This window comes from Salipiger pentaromativorans, from assembly GCF_024721115.1.
GTDB classification, from domain to species: Bacteria; Pseudomonadota; Alphaproteobacteria; order Rhodobacterales; family Rhodobacteraceae; genus Salipiger; species Salipiger pentaromativorans.
This window is the reverse complement of the sequence record NZ_JAMDHK010000002.1, coordinates 130,787-149,682: the sequence shown is the minus strand read 5'-3', so window position 1 is coordinate 149,682 and position 18,896 is coordinate 130,787. Positions and strand designations below refer to the sequence as shown.

Annotated in this window: 19 protein-coding genes; 2 read left to right on the top strand and 17 right to left on the bottom strand. The window is 68.1% G+C overall.

The window, feature by feature from the left end:
• Position 1 precedes the first annotated feature (1 nt).
• Together phnD and phnC are read right to left on the bottom strand one after the other, a co-directional pair.
• Entirely contained in the window at positions 2 to 919 is a 918-nt protein-coding gene (gene phnD, locus M4578_RS03830) for a phosphate/phosphite/phosphonate ABC transporter substrate-binding protein (protein ID WP_258092124.1), read from the bottom strand.
• Positions 920 to 965: 46 nt separating this feature from the next.
• Positions 966 to 1,781 (bottom strand): phosphonate ABC transporter ATP-binding protein, encoded by an 816-nt coding sequence (gene phnC / locus M4578_RS03825; RefSeq protein WP_258092123.1) that lies wholly within the window; start codon positions 1,779 to 1,781, stop codon positions 966 to 968.
• A gap of 372 nt (positions 1,782 to 2,153) precedes the next feature.
• Here phnC and M4578_RS03820 point away from each other — a divergent pair, with 372 nt between their 5' ends.
• Positions 2,154 to 3,368: an alpha-D-ribose 1-methylphosphonate 5-triphosphate diphosphatase gene (locus M4578_RS03820; protein WP_258092122.1), complete on the top strand. Its 1,215-nt coding sequence runs from the start codon at positions 2,154 to 2,156 to the stop codon at positions 3,366 to 3,368.
• On the top strand, positions 3,365 to 4,144 hold the full coding sequence (locus M4578_RS03815) for a class I SAM-dependent methyltransferase (protein ID WP_258092121.1): 780 nt from the start codon (positions 3,365 to 3,367) through the stop codon (positions 4,142 to 4,144). The genes M4578_RS03820 and M4578_RS03815 overlap by 4 nt, the downstream gene beginning before the upstream one ends.
• A gap of 323 nt (positions 4,145 to 4,467) precedes the next feature.
• On the opposite strand, the gene M4578_RS03810 is transcribed toward M4578_RS03815, so the two are convergent.
• The 15 genes from M4578_RS03810 to M4578_RS03740 all read right to left on the bottom strand — a co-directional run bounded on the left by M4578_RS03810 (position 4,468) and on the right by M4578_RS03740 (position 18,821).
• The gene (locus M4578_RS03810) at positions 4,468 to 5,637 is read right to left on the bottom strand and encodes an alpha-D-ribose 1-methylphosphonate 5-triphosphate diphosphatase (protein WP_258092120.1); all 1,170 of its coding nucleotides are present in this window, start codon (positions 5,635 to 5,637) and stop codon (positions 4,468 to 4,470) included.
• The gene (locus tag M4578_RS03805; protein WP_258092119.1) at positions 5,624 to 6,331 is read right to left on the bottom strand and encodes a phosphonate C-P lyase system protein PhnL; all 708 of its coding nucleotides are present in this window, start codon (positions 6,329 to 6,331) and stop codon (positions 5,624 to 5,626) included. The genes M4578_RS03810 and M4578_RS03805 overlap by 14 nt, the downstream gene beginning before the upstream one ends.
• 123 nt (positions 6,332 to 6,454) lie before the next feature.
• Positions 6,455 to 7,252, bottom strand: coding sequence for an ATP-binding cassette domain-containing protein (locus tag M4578_RS03800; protein ID WP_258092118.1), 798 nt, complete (start codon positions 7,250 to 7,252; stop codon positions 6,455 to 6,457).
• Positions 7,249 to 8,148, bottom strand: coding sequence for an alpha-D-ribose 1-methylphosphonate 5-phosphate C-P-lyase PhnJ (locus M4578_RS03795; protein ID WP_258092117.1), 900 nt, complete (start codon positions 8,146 to 8,148; stop codon positions 7,249 to 7,251). The genes M4578_RS03800 and M4578_RS03795 overlap by 4 nt, the downstream gene beginning before the upstream one ends.
• Positions 8,145 to 9,200 carry a carbon-phosphorus lyase complex subunit PhnI gene (locus M4578_RS03790; RefSeq protein WP_258092116.1) on the bottom strand — a complete coding sequence of 352 codons (1,056 nt, stop codon included), beginning with the start codon at positions 9,198 to 9,200 and terminating at the stop codon, positions 8,145 to 8,147. The genes M4578_RS03795 and M4578_RS03790 overlap by 4 nt, the downstream gene beginning before the upstream one ends.
• A 3-nt stretch (positions 9,201 to 9,203) precedes the next feature.
• Positions 9,204 to 9,746: a phosphonate C-P lyase system protein PhnH gene (gene phnH / locus M4578_RS03785; protein WP_258092115.1), complete on the bottom strand. Its 543-nt coding sequence runs from the start codon at positions 9,744 to 9,746 to the stop codon at positions 9,204 to 9,206.
• A complete protein-coding gene (gene phnG / locus M4578_RS03780; protein WP_258092114.1) occupies positions 9,746 to 10,183 on the bottom strand; it encodes a phosphonate C-P lyase system protein PhnG in 438 nt (145 codons plus the stop codon). The genes phnH and phnG overlap by 1 nt, the downstream gene beginning before the upstream one ends.
• Positions 10,176 to 10,895 (bottom strand): phosphonate metabolism transcriptional regulator PhnF, encoded by a 720-nt coding sequence (gene phnF, locus M4578_RS03775; RefSeq protein ID WP_258092113.1) that lies wholly within the window; start codon positions 10,893 to 10,895, stop codon positions 10,176 to 10,178. The genes phnG and phnF overlap by 8 nt, the downstream gene beginning before the upstream one ends.
• A 111-nt stretch (positions 10,896 to 11,006) precedes the next feature.
• Entirely contained in the window at positions 11,007 to 12,458 is a 1,452-nt protein-coding gene (locus M4578_RS03770; protein ID WP_258092112.1) for an alkaline phosphatase family protein, read from the bottom strand.
• Complete coding sequence (locus tag M4578_RS03765; protein WP_258092111.1) at positions 12,455 to 13,417, bottom strand: sugar phosphate isomerase/epimerase family protein; 963 nt, start codon at positions 13,415 to 13,417, stop codon at positions 12,455 to 12,457. Before M4578_RS03765 ends, M4578_RS03770 begins: the two co-directional genes overlap by 4 nt.
• 3 nt (positions 13,418 to 13,420) lie before the next feature.
• Positions 13,421 to 14,308, bottom strand: coding sequence for an ABC transporter permease (locus tag M4578_RS03760; RefSeq protein WP_258092110.1), 888 nt, complete (start codon positions 14,306 to 14,308; stop codon positions 13,421 to 13,423).
• Positions 14,305 to 15,234 carry an ABC transporter permease gene (locus M4578_RS03755; RefSeq protein WP_258092109.1) on the bottom strand — a complete coding sequence of 310 codons (930 nt, stop codon included), beginning with the start codon at positions 15,232 to 15,234 and terminating at the stop codon, positions 14,305 to 14,307. Before M4578_RS03755 ends, M4578_RS03760 begins: the two co-directional genes overlap by 4 nt.
• Entirely contained in the window at positions 15,231 to 16,190 is a 960-nt protein-coding gene (locus tag M4578_RS03750) for an ABC transporter ATP-binding protein (RefSeq protein WP_258092108.1), read from the bottom strand. The genes M4578_RS03755 and M4578_RS03750 overlap by 4 nt, the downstream gene beginning before the upstream one ends.
• Positions 16,187 to 17,176: an ABC transporter ATP-binding protein gene (locus tag M4578_RS03745; protein WP_258092107.1), complete on the bottom strand. Its 990-nt coding sequence runs from the start codon at positions 17,174 to 17,176 to the stop codon at positions 16,187 to 16,189. Before M4578_RS03745 ends, M4578_RS03750 begins: the two co-directional genes overlap by 4 nt.
• 64 nt (positions 17,177 to 17,240) lie before the next feature.
• Positions 17,241 to 18,821 (bottom strand): ABC transporter substrate-binding protein, encoded by a 1,581-nt coding sequence (locus M4578_RS03740; RefSeq protein ID WP_258092106.1) that lies wholly within the window; start codon positions 18,819 to 18,821, stop codon positions 17,241 to 17,243.
• Positions 18,822 to 18,896 lie beyond the last annotated feature (75 nt).

The window sequence follows — 18,896 nt, the reverse complement described above, 5'->3', positions numbered from 1 at the left end:
CTTACGAGCCGCGGCGCTGTTCCTTGATCCACTGACGCATGTCCACGATCCACTGATAGCGGTCGTGATCGACGCGGATGTAATCGGTGTCGGGGTTCTCGTCGGTCGGATCGAAGGAGGTCACCAGCTTGAAGCCTTCGGGATCCTTCTCGGCGAAATTCTCCAGCGCGACGGCGATGTCGTTGACCATCTCTTCGGGCAGGTTGTTGCGGACGGTCCAGGGGCCGGAGGTGATTTCGGGGCTTTCCCAGATGGTGCAGACCACGCCGTCCTCGATCATGCCCTTGGCGACCATGCGCTGCGGGATGCCATCGACGTCGTTGTTCTGATAGGTCGAGGCGGTGTCGAAGGTGCCGTTCACGACGCCCTGCACACCGGCTTCATGCGACCCCGAGAAGGGGATGGCCGAGAAATAGCTGGCGGGGTCGATGCCCAGCTTTTCCTTCATGTTGAAGAAGGGCACGGCGTAGCCCGAGGTGCTGTCGGGATCGGCGAAGGCATGCACCTTGCCCTTGGCGTCGTCGAGGTTCTTGATGCCGCTGTCGCAGCGGGTCACGACGATGGAGTTGTAGCCGGTGTTGCCGTTCTTCTTGACGGTGGTCAGGATCGGACGCACGCCGCCTTCGGTCGCGGTATAGGCCGCGGCATAGGAAGAGGAGCCGAAGCGCGCGATCTCGATCTGGTCGGCGGCCAGCGCCTGCACGACGCCATCATAATTGCCGGCGGTGAAGATCTCGACCTTCACGCCCAGCTCGTTTTCCAGATAGGTGCGCAGCGGTTCGTTGCGCATCAGGCGGTCTTTCTCGTTCTCGCCCGAGAGGATGCCGAATTTGACGACCTGATAGTCGTCTTTCCAGCCTTCGGCCAGAGCGGGCGCGGCGACGAGCGCCAGCAGAGCGGCGGTGGTAAAGAGTTTCATGGCAGAGATCTCCCTGAGATATGTCAGACGTTTGGATGGGTCGGGGTCAGGCCGGGGTCAGAGCCGGGTTGCGTGTGACCGTGGTGGAGGTGACGGCCTCGTTGAACTCGGCGAGCCCCTCGGAACCGTAGATGTCGCGCACCACGTCGTCGGTGAGCTGGCGCGCGGTGCCGTCGAACATCACGCGGCCCTCGCGCATGGCGATGATGCGCTCACAATAGGCGCGCGCGGTGTCGAGCGTGTGCAGGTTCACCAGAACGGTCAGGCCGTCCTCGGCATTGATGGAACGCAGCGCCTCCATCACGCGGGTGGCGTTGCCGGGGTCGAGCGAGGCGATGGGTTCGTCGGCGAGCATGATGCGCGGCTGCTGGACTAGCGCGCGGGCGATGGCCACGCGCTGCTGCTGGCCGCCCGAAAGCGTGCCGGCGCGTTGCAGCGCCTTGGGCGCCATGTCCAGCCGGTCGAGCGCCTGAATGGCCAGCGTGCGCTCCTCGTCGGTGAAATTCATCGCCATGGAGGCGAGAAAGCCGCGCTCGGCCAGACGGCCGACCAGCACGTTGGTCAGCACGTCCAGCCGGTCGACGAGGTTGAACTGCTGAAAGATCATCGCACAGTCGCGGCGCCATTGCCGCAGCGCCCGGCCTTTCAGCGCGGTCACGTCGGTGTCGCCGTGATGGATCTGGCCCGCGCTGGGGTCGATTAGCCGGTTCACCAGACGCAGAAGCGTGGATTTGCCGGCGCCTGAACGTCCGATGACGCCCACGAACTGGCCTTGCGGGATCTCGAGCGTGACCCGGTCGACAGCGGTGTTCGTGTCGAACCGGCGGGTCAGCGAGGTGAGGCGAAGCGATGCGTTTTCCATGAGGCCGCATCCTTGCCGCCTCTCATGACGGCTTCGGCACATCCGGATGAATTTTGCGTCGCCGCTTTGAAACGCTTTGATGACGCTCCGCAGGCGGGAGTCAGCAAAACCAGAGACTTGCCGATCCGGCCTTGTTTCGGCGCCCAAAAACCGCGCGCGATGGCCCCGAAAGGCGTCATGCCCCCTTCACAAAACCGCACCGAAACCGTCATGGAACTGCAACGCGCCGGTCATCTGTTACCGTCAGGAATTCATTCGGATCAATCAAGGCCGCGCGCGGACGGACACGCTGTGGCGCCTGCCCGGCCGCGCGCCGCGCAACAACGGATTGTCCCAGGGCCCGGCCCGGGACCAGCAGAAGGAACAGCGGTGATGGCAGTGATGTTCGAAGGCGCCGAGGTGATCCTGCCGGATGGCATCGAGACGGTCTCGGTGCGGGTCGAGAATGGCCACATCACCGGGCTCGACGGGGCGGTCGATGGCGCAAAGCGGGTCGATGCGCGCGGGCTGATCCTCGCGCCCGCGCTGGTGGACATCCACGGCGATGCCTTCGAGCGTCAGCTCATGCCGCGCCCCAACGTGTTCTTCCCGCTCGATGTGGCGCTGCTGGAAACCGACCGCCAGCTTGCCGCCAACGGCATCGCCACCGCCTATCACGCGCTGACCCTGTCCTGGGAGCCGGGGCTGCGCTCGGTCGAGCACGGCACCCGCATTCTCGACCGGCTGGCGGCGCTGGAGCCCCGGCTGGCGGTGGAGAACCGGCTGCAACTGCGCTGGGAGACCTTCTGCTTCGAGGCGCAGCCGCTTATCGAGCGCGCTCTGGCGGGGGCGCAGACACCTTCGGTCGCCTTCAACGACCACACCTCGATGGCGATGCTCGATCCGGCGATCCCCTTGCAGGAACGGCCCTTCGATCTGGTCGCGGATTACCCCGCCATTGATCTTGCGCGCACCGCCGCGACGGGCAAGTTCGAAAAGCGCGCCGCGCGCTCGGGCATCGACGCGAGGGCCTATATACGGCTGCTGGGCGAGATGTGGGAGCGCCGCCCGCAGGTGGCCGGGGCCATCGCCTCGGTGGGGACGCGGGCGCGGGCGCATGCGGCGCCGATGCTCAGCCATGACGACACCCAGATCGAGACCCGCGATTTCTACCGCGGCCACGGCGCCCGGATCAGCGAGTTCCCGATGAACGACCGGGTGGCGCTGGCGGCGCGTGGCGCGGGCGACTGGATCGTCTTCGGCGCCCCCAATGTGGTGCGCGGCGGCAGCCATATCGGCTCGCCCTCGGCGGCGGATATGGTGAGCCGGGGGCTCTGCGACATCCTTGCCTCCGATTACTACTATCCGGCGATGCTGGGGGCGGTGGCGCAGATGCGGGCCGAGAACCGCGCGCCGCTGCACGCGCTCTGGAAGACCATCAGCACCAACCCGGCGCGGGCCTCGGGCCTTACCGACCGGGGCGAGATCGCGCCGGGCAAGCGCGCCGATCTGGTGCTGATCGACTGGCCCGAGGGCGGCGCCCCTGCCCCGGTGCTGACGCTGAGCGCCGGGCGGATCGCCCATGCCGCGCGGGGCTTCGGGCTGTGAGGCCCGAAGCCGCCGATCGCTTCGAAGGGCTGGCCGAGACCTATGCGCTCTACCGGCCCGGCTATCCGGTGGCGGCCTTTGCCGCGCTTGCCGATCAGGTCGATTGCCCCGCGCGCATCGCGGTCGATGTGGGGGCCGGGCCGGGCAATTCCACCCGGGCGCTGCGCCTGGCGCTGCCGCAGGACTGGCTGGTCATGGCGGTGGAGCCGGGCCGCGACATGCGCCGTGTGCTGGCCCGCAGTTTCCGCGAGGAACCGCGCGTGCAGGTCGATGACGGCGCCGCCGAGGCCCTGCCCCTGCCCGATGGCTCCGCCGGGCTCATCGTCGCCTGCACCGCCTATCACTGGTTCGACCGCACGGCGTTTTTCGCCGAGGCCGCGCGGGTGCTTGCCCCGGGCGGCGTGCTGGCCATGCTGCGCAACCGCCGTGTCGGCTCGCCGCTGGTGGCGGCGTTCGACGCCTATGTCGCCGAGCATTCCATCGAGTTCGGAGATTTCCAGGCGCGCGAGAAGACCAAGGAACCCTCGGTGCGCGATCTGGGCGCGCTCGAAACCTTCCGCTCGGGCAAGTCGCGCACCTTCGGCTGGCAGCAGGAGACCGATTGCCAGGGGCTCATCGACCTCTATCTGACCCGCTCGACCGTCTGGTCGCTGGTGCGCCGGATCGGGCTGGGACAGGTGATCGCCGATCTGCGTGCCATCTGCGACGCGCAAGGTGCCACGGGCCGCTTCACCCTCGAGTGGGAAACCACCGTGAAGTGGACCCGCCGGCGCTGATCGGGGCCGGACGCCGGGCCAAAGCCCCGGCGCGCCCTGCCCCCGCCGGCAGATCGCCGGCCGGCTTTACATCCGCGTCACGATCACGGCGTGGATCTCGGGATCGGGGGGGGGTCTACAACGACACCCGCCGAAACCGCTCGTGAAAACCCGTCCAGAAGCGCCCGCGCCGCATCGACGCGCCCCAGCCCGCCGCCCGAGACCGGCGGTTCGGGCCGGGGCACAGCTCGACCGCTCAAGATCGCGATCCTACTCGAACAGCCCGTCGCGATAGGGCGCCAGATCCTCCACGCGCCGCGCGGCGCCGATCACCGGCGCCCCTGTCACGCCACCTCCCGCAGCCGCAGAGAGCCGTCCGAGAACACCTTACGCCCGGCGCGGAAGGTGGCGCGCACATGGCCCACCCCCTCGTCGTCGGCGATCACCAGATCGGCGCGCTTGCCCGGGGCGATCTCGCCCCGGTCGCCAAGCCCCAGCGCCCGCGCCGGATTGGCGGTGGCGAGCCGCGCCGCCCCCGCAAGCCCTTCGGGATCCTGCCGCGCCAGCACCAGCACCGCCGGCAGGATCGCCGAGGGATGGTAATCGGCAGCGAGAATGTCCAGCAGCCCCGCCGCATGGGCGGCGCGCGCCGAGAGATTGCCGGAATAGCTTTCCCCGCGCAGCGCGTTGGGCGCGCCCATCGCCGTCATCAGCCCCGCCGCCCGCGCCGCGCGCGCGGCCTCTTCGGTCACCGGAAACTCGCTGATCGCCGCGCCCAGCGACACCATCAGCGCCACCTTCTCGGCGGTGTCGTCGTCATGGCTGGCCACCGCGATGCCATGGCGCCTGCAAAGCCCCGAGATCGCGCCAAGAGTCGCCGCCAGATCGCCGACATTGCGGCGCTTCTCGTCGATGCGCTCCTGCACCGCCTGCGCGGCTTCCTCGGCGGAGAGCCCGCGCTCGGCGGCGGTGCGCGCCTTGAGCCGCTCGAGATCGCGGTACTGGCCCTGCCCCGGCGTGTGATCGGTGAGCGAGACCAGATCGACGGTGCCCTCGGCGATCAACTCCTCGATCACCTCCAGCGCGCCGGGGTAGTTCACCTCGAACCGCGCATGCACCCGGTGATCCACCTTGAGCGTCTGGCGCATGCCCTTGAGCGCGCGCAGCATGGCCTTGGAATGCTCGTAGCTGCGCAGATGACCATAGGCGGATTTCGGGTTGAAGCTGACGGCGGCATAGCCGGTGGTCACGCCCGCAACCTTCAACCGGCGGTCGAGATCGCGCAGCCCCAGCTCCATCGGCATCCGGACATTGGGGCGGGGCTCCACCTCGCGCTCGATCATGTCGCCATGCATATCGACGAAGCCGGGCATCAGCAGCAGCCCATCGCCCTGCAGCGCGGCACCGGGCACCGGGGTCTCGGACAGCTCGGCGATCTTGCCGTCTTCCAGGCGCAGCGCGCCGCCATCGATCACCCGGTCGTGCAGGACGATGCGAAAGTCACTCAGCCACATGGGCAATCTCCTTGGGGTCAAGCCGGATGTCCCGGTCGATCAGCGCCGCGACATCGCCGGGATGGTGAAACACCCCTATCATCGCGACACCTTGCTGTTTCAGGGCCTCGAGCCGCCGCACCAGCGCCCCCCGCGCGCCCGCGTCGAGCGAGGCGGTGGGCTCGTCGAGCAGCAGCAGCCGCTGCGGCAGGATCAGCGCCCGGGCGAGGTTGACCTTCTGCTGTTCACCGCCCGAGAAGGTGGTGGGATAGGCGCGCCAGAGCTCCGGCTTCACACCGAATTCGGCGAGCCAGCGGCGCGCCTCGACGCGCGCGCTCGCGGCGTCCCGGCCGGCACGGCGCAGCGGCTCGGCCACAAGATCCTCGGCCGCCACCCGCGGCCGCGCCGTCAGGAACTGGGTGACAAAGCCGATCTCCCGAGCCCGCAGCAGCGCCACATCGACATCCGCCGCGGTGGCAAGGTCGATCCGACCTTCGGGCGCGTCGTAGAGAATGCGCCCCGCCACCGGCAGATAGGAGCGGTAGAGCGTGCGCAGCAGCGTCGATTTGCCAACGCCGTTGGGGCCCGAAAGCAGCACGAACTCGCCGGGGTGCAGATCAAAGCTCAGCCCCTCGAACGCGTGCAGCGTGCGGTCCAGGTGGTGCATCCGGAAGCTCTTGGCAAGGCGCTCGACCCGCAGGATGGGCTGTGTCATTTCCGGCGTCCTCCGGTTTCGCGGCAAGGTTCGGGCCGGGCGGGCAAGAGTTTTCGAAAACTCTTGCAAATTCCTTCGAAGGAATTTGCGCCCCTGGAGCGGTCGCGTCTCATCTGGACCCTTTCACAGCTTGGCATGGACAAGCGCCTGGGTGTAGGCCGCCTGCGGGTCCTGAAAGACCTGATCGACCAGCCCGGCCTCGACCACCAGCCCCCGGCGCATGACGATGACCCGGTCGGCCATGGTGCGGATCACCCCAAGATCGTGGCTGACGATCACCATGGTGATCCGCCGCTCGCGTTGCAGACGTTTCAGCGTGTCCAGCACCAGCGCCTGCACGCTCACGTCGAGCCCGGTGGTCGGTTCGTCGAGCAGCAGCACCGCCGGCTCCAGCGCGATCGCCTTGGCAAGCTGCACCCGCTGCTGCATCCCGCCCGACAGTTCGACGGGCGGCGCATCCATCCGGTCGAGCGGGAATTCCGAGGCCGCGAGCGCATCGCGCGCCTTGTCCCGCAGCACCGCAAACCGCCGCTCACCGGCGATCAGCAGCCGTTCGGCGACATTGCCCGAGGAGGAGTTCTTCATCAGCAGCCCGAGATGCGGGTTCTGATAGACGATGCCGATATGATGCGCGCGCAGCATGCGCCGCGCATAGCCGTCGAGCGTGAACAGATCCTCCGGCACCCCCGGCAGGTCGAGCCGGTAATGGCCCGCATCCGGCAGATCCTCGAGATTCATCATCCGCAGCAGCGTCGATTTCCCCGAGCCGCTTTCGCCAACGATGCCCAGCACCTCGCCGGGATAGACCTCGGCCGAGACATCCTCGAGCGCCACCACATCGCCATAGCGCTTGTGCACCCGCTCCATGCGCAGCAAAGGCTGTGCCTGAACCAGCCGGGGCGCCTCTCGCAGCAGGGTCATGTCGCAAACTCCCCGTCCCGATACCAGGTCTCGCCCGGTGCCTCACCGTCCAGATGCTTGACCCCGAGCTGGCTGTCCGAGATCTCGTATCGCGCCGTGCCGTCCTCCTGCGGGATCTCGTTCATGAAGAACCCCAGCGCGCCCGAGCGATGACAGCTCAGCGCGCCGTGCTCCTCGACCCGGTAGGGCACATCGTCGAAGACCAGGGGCTCCACCCGGGTGAAGGGCGGCACCGCAAAGAGCCGCTTTTCCCGCCCCGCCGAGAGAATTGTCAGATGCTCCGCCATGTTCAGCTTGGGTACGTCCCAGCGCGGGATCGGCGAGGGCGTCATCACATGGCGCCCGTTCACCAGCGAGGGGTAGGACGCGCCCTGCATCACCCGGCCCGAGCGCACGATCTGTTCGTAAAGCTGCAACCACATCCGCCCGTAATCCGCATCCGCATGCATCTGGCGCGCGACGGACATATTGGGCTCCACCGGGCGCAGCGGCTCGGGATTGGGCACCTGCAAGACCAGCACCTGATCGGAGCGCAGCTTTTCCTCGGGCACCCGGTGGCGCGACTGGAGGATCGTCGCCTCCAGCGTATCCAGCGTGGTCGCCGCGCCCGAGACCCGCGCGATGAAGCGCCGGATCGAGGCGGCATTGACGCTGTCGTCTGCGCCCTGGTCGATCACCTTGACGACCGAGCCCGGATGGACCAGCGTCAGCGTGGCCTGCAAGCCCCCGGTGCCCCAGCCGCGCGCAATCGGCACCTCGCGGCTGGCATAGGGCATCTGGCAGCCCGGAACCGCGATAGCTTTGAGGATCTTGCGGCGCATTTCGCGTTTGGCAGACGCATCCAGAAAGCCGTAGGAAAACGCCTTCCAGGGCCGTGTGAGCGTGTCGAGGCTCATGCCGGTTCCTCCGTCGTCTCGCGCCGTTTCTTCGCATCGCGCAGCGCGTCGAGCGAGGATTGGAAGGTCACGTAATGCGGCAGTTTGAAGTGGATGCAGAAGCCCGAGCTTTCGACCGGCTCGGTGTGATAGAGGAAGAACTCCTCGTTCACCGGCGAGCCCTTGGGCGCGCCCGGCGCGTTCAGGTCCAGCGTGGCGCCCGCGATGGTCTTGACCTCGTTCCAACCCAGCGTAGCGCAAAAGCCCAGCCGCAGCTTGCCCTCGCCCTTCGTCGTCACCACCTCGGCCTGGCTGGTCTTCACCCGTCCGGCGCTGAACTCCGTGCCGTCCGGATGGCGCACGATCACCTCGGCCTCCGACAGCCGCAGCTCGTTCACCGTGGGATGCGCGTTGCCATAGCCGCGCATGGCCGAATATCCGAGCGCCAGCATCCCGCCGGTATCGGCGCGAGCCAGGCTTTGCAGCGTATGGGCGCGCTTGGCGGGGAAGAGCAGCGGCTCTTTGGTGAGATCGGGGATCGCGTCGCGCGCGACCGGCGCCAGCGCGGGTGCCTCGACCAGCCCCTGCGCCTTTTGCCAGTCGGCCAGCGACGGGTGGCAGGCGGGCGCGGGGCGCGCCGCCTTCTCGACAGGCGCCGGCACAAAGCGCGCGCCCTCGAGCACCTCGGTCGCCAGCAGCCGGTGGCTGTAATCCAGCGTCGGCCCGAGGATCTGACCGCCGGGAATATCTTTGAACGCCGCCGAGATGCGGCGGTGGGTCAGCGTCACCTCCTGCGTCACCGGCGCGGCGGTCTGCAACCGCGGCTGGGTGCTGCGCCAGGCGCGCAGCAGCAGCAGCGCCTCGTAAAGATCGCCCCCCGACTGCGCCAGTGCCAGCGCCGCCAGATCGGGGGCATAAAGCGAGGCCTCGCCCATCACCCGGTCGATCAGGTGCGGCAGGGCGCGCTCGATCTCGGCCACGCGCGCGGGCGTGATCTCGCCCATCTGCGCGCGGTAAAGCCGCTCGGCCTGTTCGATGGCGCGTTCGCCACCACGGGTTGCCACATAAGCCATCGCTCAGCCCTCCGCGACCGCAGTAGAGCGCGGCAGCCCCACGATCTGCCGGCCGTCCACAAAAAACAGATCGACGCCTTCGGGATAGCGGCAGAGCCGCCGCCGCGCCTCCCACAGCGCCGGATCGACGCCGCCCAGCCGCAATGTGCGGCGGCCCTCGATGCCGGGCCCGGTCAGGGTCAGCGCCGGGCCGACGCCGATCTGCGCCGGTGCGATCACCGTCGCCCCCTGATCGGGATAGAGGAACGACCCCACCGCCGCCCCCGCCAGCGCCCGCACCGCCGCCGCGCTGTCGAGCGCGACAAACAGGTGATCGGCCTCGGCCAGCGGCACCAGTGCCGCGCCGGTGGCGCGCAGCACCGGGACAAGCGCGTCGTCATCGGCAAAGACCCGGCATTCCCGGTCGAGCAGAGCCTGCGCCAGCGGCGCAAACCCGGCCTCCGGCAGGGTCTGGACCTCGCCGGGACGGGACAGCGCCATCATCAGCGCGTGAAAGCTGGCATTGTCCCGGATCTCTCTGGCATCCGGTTGCGGGGCGCTCTGCATCAGAAGGTCTCCATATTGACGCGGGTGGCCTCGATCTCGCGCAGGGTCTCGCGGTCCTCGGCGGCCTGACGCGCGGCCTCTTCCGCAACCGCCGCGGGCAGGCGCGCGCCGCCGATCCCCGCCGCAAACCCCGCGTCGATCACCGCCATGGCCATGGCGCGTTCCAGATCGTGGCCGGTGATCATCCCATAGCCCTGCACCCCGCCGGGCAGCCGGATATGCGCCTCGCTCACCAGCACCTCGCCGAGATGGAAATCGGTGCCCATCACCGTGTCCCGCATCGGCAGCATGACCAGCCCGCTGCGGCTTTGCAGCACCTCGATCTCGCCCAGCTCGGGCAGCAGCGCCTCGGCCTCGGCGGCAAGCCGCGCCGGGGTCATGCGCGCCAGCACGGACAGCCGCTCCGAGGGCGCGAGGGGGGACACGGTCTCAGTCATGATCGGGCTCCAGCGAAAACCGCACCCGTCCGGCGGACCAGATCGACTCGGAAAAGCCGATGGGGCGGCGGGCCTCGTCGATGTCGGTCTTGCACATGACGATGACCGGTTGCTCTGCCGACTGTTCCAGCTCGCGCGCTTCCCAGCCATCGGGCAGGCGGGCGTAAAAGCTGGTTTCCAGCCGGTGATATTCGGGGATCCCGTAATCGCGATAGATATCGGTGACCGAGATCCCCTGCTGTCGCCGCGCGCCGAGGTCGGGGAAGCGCGCGGCGTCGTGAAAGGCGCGGGCCAGGCTGATCGGCCGGCCATCCGCGCGGTTGCGGCGCAGCACACGGTGCACCTGCGCGCCGGGGGCAAGCCCCAGCGCCTGCGCCACCTCGGCCGAGGCCGGCACGATGCCGGCGGCGATCGCGTCGCCCGAGGGGGTCACCCCCTGCGACATCAGGTTTTCGCGGAACCGGGTGCGCGCGCCGATGCGGTAGAGGATCGGCGGCTTGGCGCGCACGAAGGTGCCGCGCCCCTGCTCGACGCTCAGCACCCCTTCGGCGGCCAGCATCGCGACGGCGCGGCGCACCGAGTGGCGCCCGACGCCGGTCAGACGCTGGATATCCCCCTCGGTCGGCAGGCGATCGCCGTCCGCCAGCGCCTCGCTTTCGATGTTCCGGGTGATCCAGTCGCGCGCGCGTTCCCAATTGCCCGATTTCGCCATCACTCTTCCCGCAAATTCATTCGGATGATTTGACCAGTGGCGGCTCCGCATGACGGGGGCGTGACGCGGCGATGACAGTTGAAAGAAACCATCGCCGCGCCCGCCCCCGCCTTAGCGGGCATCGCCCGCCGCTTCGAGACAATCGAGGTAGATCCGCCCGCCCTGCGCCATCCGGCGCAGCACAAACGCGCCATCGCCGCCCTGCCCCGGCGTTTCCAGAACCCGTGCTGCTTCGGTCTCTGCCGCCATCAGCGGCAGCGCACGGCCATCGGCGGAGAGCGCAAGCCCCATCAGCGCCGCCAGCGTCGGCGCCACATCGACCAGCGCCGCCGGCGCCGTCTCGTGGCCGGTGCGGCCGCCCGGCACCTGCCAGATCATCGTCGTGGCCATCTCGTGGCGGTTGAGCCCGCCATGCATGCCACCGCCCAGCGGCACGCCGCCGGTGTAAGCCCTGCGGCCTGTAATGCCGTAGGCGTCGGGCGCCTCGTCCGAGCGCATCACATAGAACAGATCCGGCTGGCGGGCATGACCGTGGCGCACCAGCGATTGCGGCAACGCGCCCGGCAGCTCGTCGCAGAGCGCATCGCGGGCAAAGACCGCAGCAACCTTCGGATGTTCCCGAAGAAAGGAAACCGCCGCCCGCAGAAGGCCCGGATCGCCGTCGAGCGCACGCAGCTCACCCGCCGCGCCGTCGGTCATGGCGAATTTCGTCTCTGCTCCGGGGCGCGAACTGGCGCTGAGCCCGGCGGCAGTCAGATCGGCGCCGAGGTCGATCTCTTCCACCGTCGAGATCTGACCGTGATCCGACAGCGCGACAATTGCGGTGCGCTCGGATTCCGGCCCGCTGCGGATCTGGTGGACGATCTCGCCAAAGACCAGATCGGCGGCCCGGCGCGCCTCGCGGCTCGCTTCCGAGCCGATCTCGCGGTAGTGGAACGAGGTGTCGGGCTCGGGCAGCCAGAGCCAGGCGACATCGGCGCGGTCCTGCGCGATGGCCAGCTCACGCATCACGCGGCCCGCATAGGCCACCGCGTCCACCTTCGGGATCTCTCCCCCCGGCAGAGGGCCGCAGGCGGCGATGGCACGCTCCACCGCCTCGGGCGTCTGGGTCTTGTCGGCGCCATGCACGGAAAAGGTCCAATGCCCGTTGCGCGCCGCGTCATGGTTCACCAGAAAGGCCGACCCGGGCGAGCCCGCATGCACCGTCGCCATGCGTTTGCCCGCGCGGGCCAGCGCCTGTCCCAGACTGTCGGTCGTGACGATCTCGCCCAGCACTTCGCGCATCCGCGCGAGATGGGTGAAATCCGAGGTATCGAGCGGCCGGCCCGGCACCACCTCGGGCATGTGAAAGGCGTTGCCGACGATGCCGTGGCGCTCCGGCCAGCTCCCGGTGGCAAGGCTCGTGGTGCAGACCCGCGTGAGCGACGGAAAGACAGAGCGCGCATTGGTAAAGCGCAGGCTCTCGTCGGCAAAGGCGCGCAGGTTGGGCATGGCATCGTCGATGAGATCCGGGCGCAGCCCGTCGAAAACGACGACAACCGCCTTGTCGATATGTGTGGTCATGCCGCAGCTCCATTGACGCGCCGCGCGAAATCCTGGGCCGCAAGCAAGGTCGCCCGTTCCGCGTGGTTGTGAAAATTCCGTTTGATCTCGATGACGATGCGCGTGCCCGGGCGCACCGTGAGCCGCGCGGCCAGCGCCTCGAAATCCACCGACCCAAAGCCCTTGGGCGCGTGCATGTCGCCGGCGCCGAGGAAATGCTTCTCGCCCTCCTGCGTCCAGGGAAAGCTCGCCGGCAGGCCGGTGCTGTCGGAATAATGGATATGCCCGATCCAGGGCGACAGCGCCGCGCAGGCCTCGATCATGTCGAAGCCCCAAAGCACCGCGCCCTGCTGGGCGTGGCTGATGTCGAGGCAGGCAAAGACCGCCTTGTGATCGAGCGCGGCAAGCTGCGCGCCAAGCTGGCGCGGGTCGAGCGAATAGGAGGTCTCGAGCCCGTCGATCACCCGGCGGTTGGGCGAGATATTCTCATAGGCGATGGCCACGCCCAGCTCTGCCGCGCGGTCGGCGACGGGGTGCAGGCGCTCCAGCTCCTGCGCCAAAAGCGTGGTCGACCGCGCCTCCCAATCCGCCGGATGGCAACGGCCGGGATGGATGACCACCGCGCCCGCGCCGATCTCGGCGGCCAGTTCCATGGAGACCGTTGCGGCCTTCTGCATCAGGTCGCCATGCGCCTCGTCCATCAGGTTGATGGCGATGGGCGCGTGCATGGAATAGCTGAGCGGATAGCGCGCCATGATCTCGCGGATCTGCGCCACGCGGTCGGACAGCAGGCGGCAGGACACCACGGCGTCAAGCCCGGTGGCGGTGATCTCGGCGCCGGTGCAGCCGATCTCGGCCATATGCGCCAGCCGCGCGTCGAGCTTGCTCAGATCGCTCTCGGCGCCGGTGTTGAAGCCGGTGGCGACGATGGTGCCGGTGGCGGCTGTGTCCTCGCGGACGAGGGTATCGGATTGGGTCATGGGTCAGGTCTCCAGCGAGGGGTCGAGTTTCACGCGCAGCCAGTCGCCGAGGACGGACATGCTGAGCGTTGTGAGAAAGATCACCAGTCCGGGGATGACCGCGAGCCACCATGCGTTGATCAGGTAGTCGCGCCCCTCCCCCAGCATCTGGCCGAGCGAGGTCATCGGCGGGCGGATGCCGAGGCCGAGAAAGCTCAGCGAGGTCTCGAACAGGATGGTGTTGGGGAAGTTGATCGTGAGCTGCACGATCAGCGGCCCGGCGATATTGGGCAGAATGTGATGCAGGTAGACCCGGCGCGGTTTCGCGCCGAGCCCGCGCACCGCCAGCGCATAGCCCTGCTCGCGCGCGCTCAGCACGAGGCCACGGGTGATGCGGGCATAGGTCTCCCAGCCGTAAAGCCCCATGATGGCGATGAAGACCGCCATGGAATTGCCCATGAAGGCAAGGATGGCGAGCGCGATGATGAACCAGGGCATGGCGGCCTGAAAATCCACCAGCGCCATGATGACCTCGTCCCAGAGCCCGCCCTTGTGGGCGGCAAGAAAGCCCAGCGCGATCCCCATCACGGCGCCAAGGCAGGTGCCGAGGATCGACAGCAGCATGGAGGTCTGCGCCGCCACCAGCAGCCGCGAGAAAAGATCGCGGCCCAGCGTGTCGGTGCCCATGGGATGCGCCCATGTGGCGCCTGCCAACGGCACCGGCGGGGTCATGCGGTTCATCAGGTCCACATGGTCGAAGGCATAGGGCTGGATCACCTGCGCGAAGACGGTGACGAAGAGCATCAGCAGCATGAAGCCCGCCGCCACGCTCACCATCACCGGCAGGCGCGACAGCGTGGCCAGCCAGACCCAGCGGCGGGCGGGCAGCGCGGGACGGTCGAGCGCGCTCATGCCTGTGCCCTCGCGCCGACGCGGACCCTCGGGTCAAGCCAGCCATAGACCAGATCCACCACCATATTCGCCGCCACCATGGTGAAGGCGAGCAGGATCATGATGCATTGCACCACCGCCAGATCGCGCGAGGCCACGGCGCTGGTCAGCAGCCGCCCGATGCCCGGCCAGGCAAAGACCGTCTCGGTCACCACCGCCCAGCCCAGCATCTCGCCCACCTTGATGCCGAGGATCGTCACCACCGGCACCGAGGCGTTGGGCAGCGCGTGTTGGCTCACCCGCCGCGTCAGCCCCGCGCCCTTGGACCGCGCGGTGCGCATATAGGGTTTCGACAGCACGTCGATCATCGACGACCGCGTATAGCGGGCGATCTGCGCGGCAAAGCCGGTGCCGAGCGTCGCGGCGGGCATGATGAGATGCGCCCAGGTGCCCGAGCCGGACGAGGGCAGCACCCGCAGCTTCAGCGAAAAGATCAGGATGAGCAGGATGCCGAGGAAGAAATTCGGCATGGAAAAGCCGAAGACGGCGATGCTCATGACGGTGCGGTCGAGCCAGCTGTCGCGGTAGACCGCCGCCAGCACCCCCAGCGGCATGCCGATCAGCAGCGCGATGGCGATGGCGGTGCCGCCCAGCAGCGCGGTCTTGGGCACCCGGTCCCAGACCACCTGAAAGGCGTCGATATTGTTGCGGAAGGAGATGCCGAAATCGCCCTGCAACAGCGCGCGCAGATAGCTGGTGTACTGCTCCCAGAGCGGCGCATCGAGCCCCCATTTGGCGCGGTAGAACTCGCGCGTCGCCTGATCCACATCGTCGGGCAGCAGCACCAGCGTCGGGTCGCCCGAGAGGCGCAGCACAAAGAAGACAAAGGTCAGCACCAGCCCCATGGTGACCAGCGCGCGCAGCAGTTTCAGCAGGATCCAGGTCATTGGCTAAGCTCCTCGATGCGGTGGCAGGCGGCGCGGCGCCCGCCGAAATCGCGCAGCGCCGGTGCCTCGACGCGGCATTGCTCGGTGGCGTGCGGGCAGCGCGGGTGAAAGCGGCAGCCGGTCGGCGGCGCGGCCGGGTTGGGCGGGTCGCCGATGCGCGGCGCGGCGCGGCCCCGCGTGGCGGGATCGGGCACCGGCACGGCGGCAAGCAGCGCCTTCGAATAGGGATGCAGGGCGCGGGTGTAGAACGCCGCTTTCGGCGCCTCCTCGACCACCTGACCGAGATACATCACCGCCACCCGGTCCGCGACATGATGAACGATGGAAAGATCATGGCTGACAAAGAGATAGGCCATGCCCCGCGCCTGCTGGAGATCCTGGATCAGATTGACGATCTGCGCCTGGATCGACACGTCGAGCGCCGAGACCGGCTCGTCCATCACCATGAGCTCCGGCTCCAGCGTCAGCGCGCGGGCGATCACCACGCGCTGGAGCTGGCCGCCCGACAGCTCATGCGGATGACGCGCCGCCATGGCTTGCGGAAGGCCGACATCGGCCAGCGCCTGTTCGGCGCGCTCGGGCGGCAGGTTGTGGATCTTCAGCGGCTCGGCGATCTGGGTGCCGATGCTCTGGCGCGGGTCAAGCGCGCCCGCGGCATCCTGATAGACCAGCTGCATGCGGCGGCGCAGATGACGCCAGTCGTCGCTGCCCTCGTCGGGCAGCGGGGCGCCGTCGAAGGTGATCTCGCCGCTGTCATGCGGGCTGAGCCCCAGCACCAGCCGCGAGAGGGTGGATTTGCCGCAGCCGGATTCGCCCACGACCCCCAGCGTCTCGCCCCGGTTCAGCGTCAGCGAGACGCCATCCACGGCATTGAAGCGGCGGGCGCGGCGGAAGAGACCGCCCCGCCCCACCTGATAGGATTTGCGCAGATCCTCTGCGCGCAGAAGGGCCGTCATGAGAACTCTCTTTCGCGGATCGTCGCGGCGGCGCGGCCGGGCGGCAGCGGATGATGGCAAGCGGCACCAAGCGCCAGTTCGGGCATCTCCTGCCCGCAGCGGTCGCTGACGCGCGGGCAGCGCGGCGCAAAGGCGCAGCCGCCGGGCAACGCGTCGATGGGCGGCACGGTGCCGGGGATGGTGGCGAGCCGCCCGCCCTGCGCCTGCCGCTCGGGCAGCGAGGACAGCAGCCCGTGGGCGTAGGGGTGGCGCGGCGCGGCAAAAAGATCGGCCACATCGGCGCGTTCAGCGATGCGCCCCGCATACATCACCGCCACGCGGTCGGCGGTCTGGGCGACAAGGCCAAGATCGTGGGTGACAAAGATCACCCCCATGCCGAGGCTGCTGCGCAGATCGGCGATCAGGTCGAGGATCTGCGCCTGAAGCGTCACGTCCAGCGCCGTGGTCGCCTCGTCGGCGATCAGCAGGCGCGGGTTGCCTGCGATGGCGAGCGCGATCATGGCGCGCTGGTTCATGCCGCCGGAGAACTGATGCGGATATTCGCGCGCCCGGCGCTCCGGGTCCGGCAGGCCGACGCGGCCCAGCAGGCGCACCGCCTCGGCCTGGGCCTCGTGCCGCGTGGCGCCCTTGCGCAGCCGCACCGCCTCGGCCACCTGCCAGCCGATGCTGCGCACCGGGTTCAGCCCGCCGGTGGCGTCCTGAAACACGCTCGACAGATGGCGGCGGCGCAGCGCCTGCGCCTCGTTCTCGGGCAGCGCGCAAAGGTCCTGCCCGTCGAGTTTCAGCGCCCCGCCGGAGATCCGGCCGCGCTTGGGCAGCAGCCCCGCGATGGCAAGGCAGGTCATCGACTTGCCGCAGCCGGATTCTCCCACCAGCGCCAGCGTCATGCCGGCATCGAGGGAGAAGCTCACGCCGCGCACCGGGGACACGGGATCGCGGAGGGGACGGTCGATCTCGACCGAGAGGTTTTCGGCGGAAAACAGCATTTCGGACTTTCGGGAAATAGCGAAATCCCCGGCGCGCGCGACCGCGCGCCGGGGCGGGCAAGGCTCAGTTGTTGGGAGCGTCGCCGAAGGTCAGGTTGTAGGGGCGCAGGTCCATGTAATAGAGCGCATAGGGCTTCCAGCCGATGTCCCGACGCAGCGCATAGGTCTCGAGCGGGTTGTAAAGCATGGTGCCCGGGGCCTCGTCGGTCCAGATGTCCAGCGCCTCGCGATAGGCCGCCTGACGCGCATCCCAATCGGTCGCGGTGATGATGGTGTCCTGAAGCGCATTGAAACGCTCGGGCGCCTGCCAGCTGCGCACGGGCTTTTGTGCGTCGTTCTGGATGTCGCTTTCCTTGCCCCATTGCGGCACGAAGCTGCCGGTCGGGTCGGGAAGACGGTGGGTGTTGGACCAGGGACGGATGTTCACCGGCTGGTCGGGGTCACGCACCTGCGACCAGTTCTCGACCGGCTGAAGCGTGACGTTCAGACCGACCTCGCGCCACATCTGCTGCATCGCCTGCGCCGCTTCCAGCGACAGCAGGTAATAGTTCAGCGGCAGTTTGTAGACGATTTCCTCGCCGTTGTAGCAGTTGCACTCGGCGAGGATCTGCCGCGCCTTCTCGGGGTTGTATTCGAAGGCGGGGTAGTCCTCGATATACATCACATAGGACGGAAGCTGGTGGCCGTTGGGCGTGTAGTTCTTGCCGCCCCAGAGCGCCTCGCGCAGCAGGTCGCGATTGATGGCGAGGCTCAGCGCCTGACGCACTTCCTTATGCGCGGTCGGGCCGTCGTTGAAGAAGACCAGCATATGGGTGTTGTCGAGCACGATCTGTTCGACCTTGAGGTCGTCATAGCCCTCGATCACCGGGATCTGATCCGGCGGGATGTTCACCGCGATGTCGTATTCGCCCGACACCAGCCCCGCGATCCGCGCCGACACTTCCGGCACCTGCACGAAGGTCACCGATTTCGCGGTCGGCTTGCCGCCGAAATAATCGTCATGCGAGACGAGGCGGATATATTCGCCATCGACCCATTCATCCATCTTATAGGGGCCGGTACCGACCGGCTTGCGGGCAAAGGCGTCCTTGCCCATGGTCAGGTAGCTCTTGTTCTCGACCACCCAGAAGGCATAGCCCGCAAGGCGCTGTTCCAGCAGCACATCGGGCTCTTTCGAGACGACGCGCACGGTGTATTTGTCCACCGGCTCGATATGGCTGACGGTCAGCATGAACCGTTTGGCGCCGCCGATCAGCGGGTCGTAGCCATGGCCGCGCCCGGCATTGAACGAGAACACCACATCGTCGGAGGTGAGTTCCGAGCCGTCATGGAAGGTCACGCCCTGGCGCAGCGTCAGCTCGAGCGTGCGGTCGTCGATGCGGGTCCAGCTTTCGGCAAGGCCCGGCACCAGCTTGGAGGCGGTGCCCGAGCCGTCGGCCAGGAAATCGCGGCGGATCAGGCTGTCGAACATCGAATAAGTGATGCGCACGGCGACGTTGCCCATCTCTTCGATGCTTTCGAGGCTGTCGGGCAGGTTGTTCACCGCAACGGTGAGATCGGGGCGGTCGTCCTGCGCCGCGGCGGGCAAAACCGCCGTCAGCGACAGCGCGGTGGCCGCCAGAAAGGTCTTGAGGCGTTTCAACATCGGGAGGTCTCCGGTTGGATCGGGGCTGCGATCGCCCCTTGCGGCCCTCCCTGTCGTCCGAATGACTCCGGCAGA

Bases quoted from the DNA above. Each gene is read 5' to 3' on its own strand.
- M4578_RS03750 (WP_258092108.1), bottom strand. From the start codon at position 16,190: ATGACGGCCCTTCTGCGCGCAGAGGATCTGCGCAAATCCTATCAGGTG.
- M4578_RS03760 (WP_258092110.1), bottom strand. From the start codon at position 14,308: ATGAGCGCGCTCGACCGTCCCGCGCTGCCCGCCCGCCGCTGGGTCTGG.
- M4578_RS03810 (WP_258092120.1), bottom strand. From the start codon at position 5,637: ATGTGGCTGAGTGACTTTCGCATCGTCCTGCACGACCGGGTGATCGAT.
- phnF (WP_258092113.1), bottom strand. From the start codon at position 10,895: ATGGCGAAATCGGGCAATTGGGAACGCGCGCGCGACTGGATCACCCGG.
- M4578_RS03770 (WP_258092112.1), bottom strand. From the start codon at position 12,458: ATGACCACACATATCGACAAGGCGGTTGTCGTCGTTTTCGACGGGCTG.
- M4578_RS03745 (WP_258092107.1), bottom strand. From the start codon at position 17,176: ATGCTGTTTTCCGCCGAAAACCTCTCGGTCGAGATCGACCGTCCCCTC.
- M4578_RS03765 (WP_258092111.1), bottom strand. From the start codon at position 13,417: ATGACCCAATCCGATACCCTCGTCCGCGAGGACACAGCCGCCACCGGC.
- M4578_RS03820 (WP_258092122.1), top strand. From the start codon at position 2,154: ATGGCAGTGATGTTCGAAGGCGCCGAGGTGATCCTGCCGGATGGCATC.
- M4578_RS03800 (WP_258092118.1), bottom strand. From the start codon at position 7,252: ATGACCCTGCTGCGAGAGGCGCCCCGGCTGGTTCAGGCACAGCCTTTG.
- M4578_RS03790 (WP_258092116.1), bottom strand. From the start codon at position 9,200: ATGGCTTATGTGGCAACCCGTGGTGGCGAACGCGCCATCGAACAGGCC.
- phnC (WP_258092123.1), bottom strand. From the start codon at position 1,781: ATGGAAAACGCATCGCTTCGCCTCACCTCGCTGACCCGCCGGTTCGAC.
- M4578_RS03795 (WP_258092117.1), bottom strand. From the start codon at position 8,148: ATGAGCCTCGACACGCTCACACGGCCCTGGAAGGCGTTTTCCTACGGC.
- phnD (WP_258092124.1), bottom strand. From the start codon at position 919: ATGAAACTCTTTACCACCGCCGCTCTGCTGGCGCTCGTCGCCGCGCCC.
- phnG (WP_258092114.1), bottom strand. From the start codon at position 10,183: ATGACTGAGACCGTGTCCCCCCTCGCGCCCTCGGAGCGGCTGTCCGTG.
- phnH (WP_258092115.1), bottom strand. From the start codon at position 9,746: ATGCAGAGCGCCCCGCAACCGGATGCCAGAGAGATCCGGGACAATGCC.
- M4578_RS03740 (WP_258092106.1), bottom strand. From the start codon at position 18,821: ATGTTGAAACGCCTCAAGACCTTTCTGGCGGCCACCGCGCTGTCGCTG.
- M4578_RS03755 (WP_258092109.1), bottom strand. From the start codon at position 15,234: ATGACCTGGATCCTGCTGAAACTGCTGCGCGCGCTGGTCACCATGGGG.
- M4578_RS03805 (WP_258092119.1), bottom strand. From the start codon at position 6,331: ATGACACAGCCCATCCTGCGGGTCGAGCGCCTTGCCAAGAGCTTCCGG.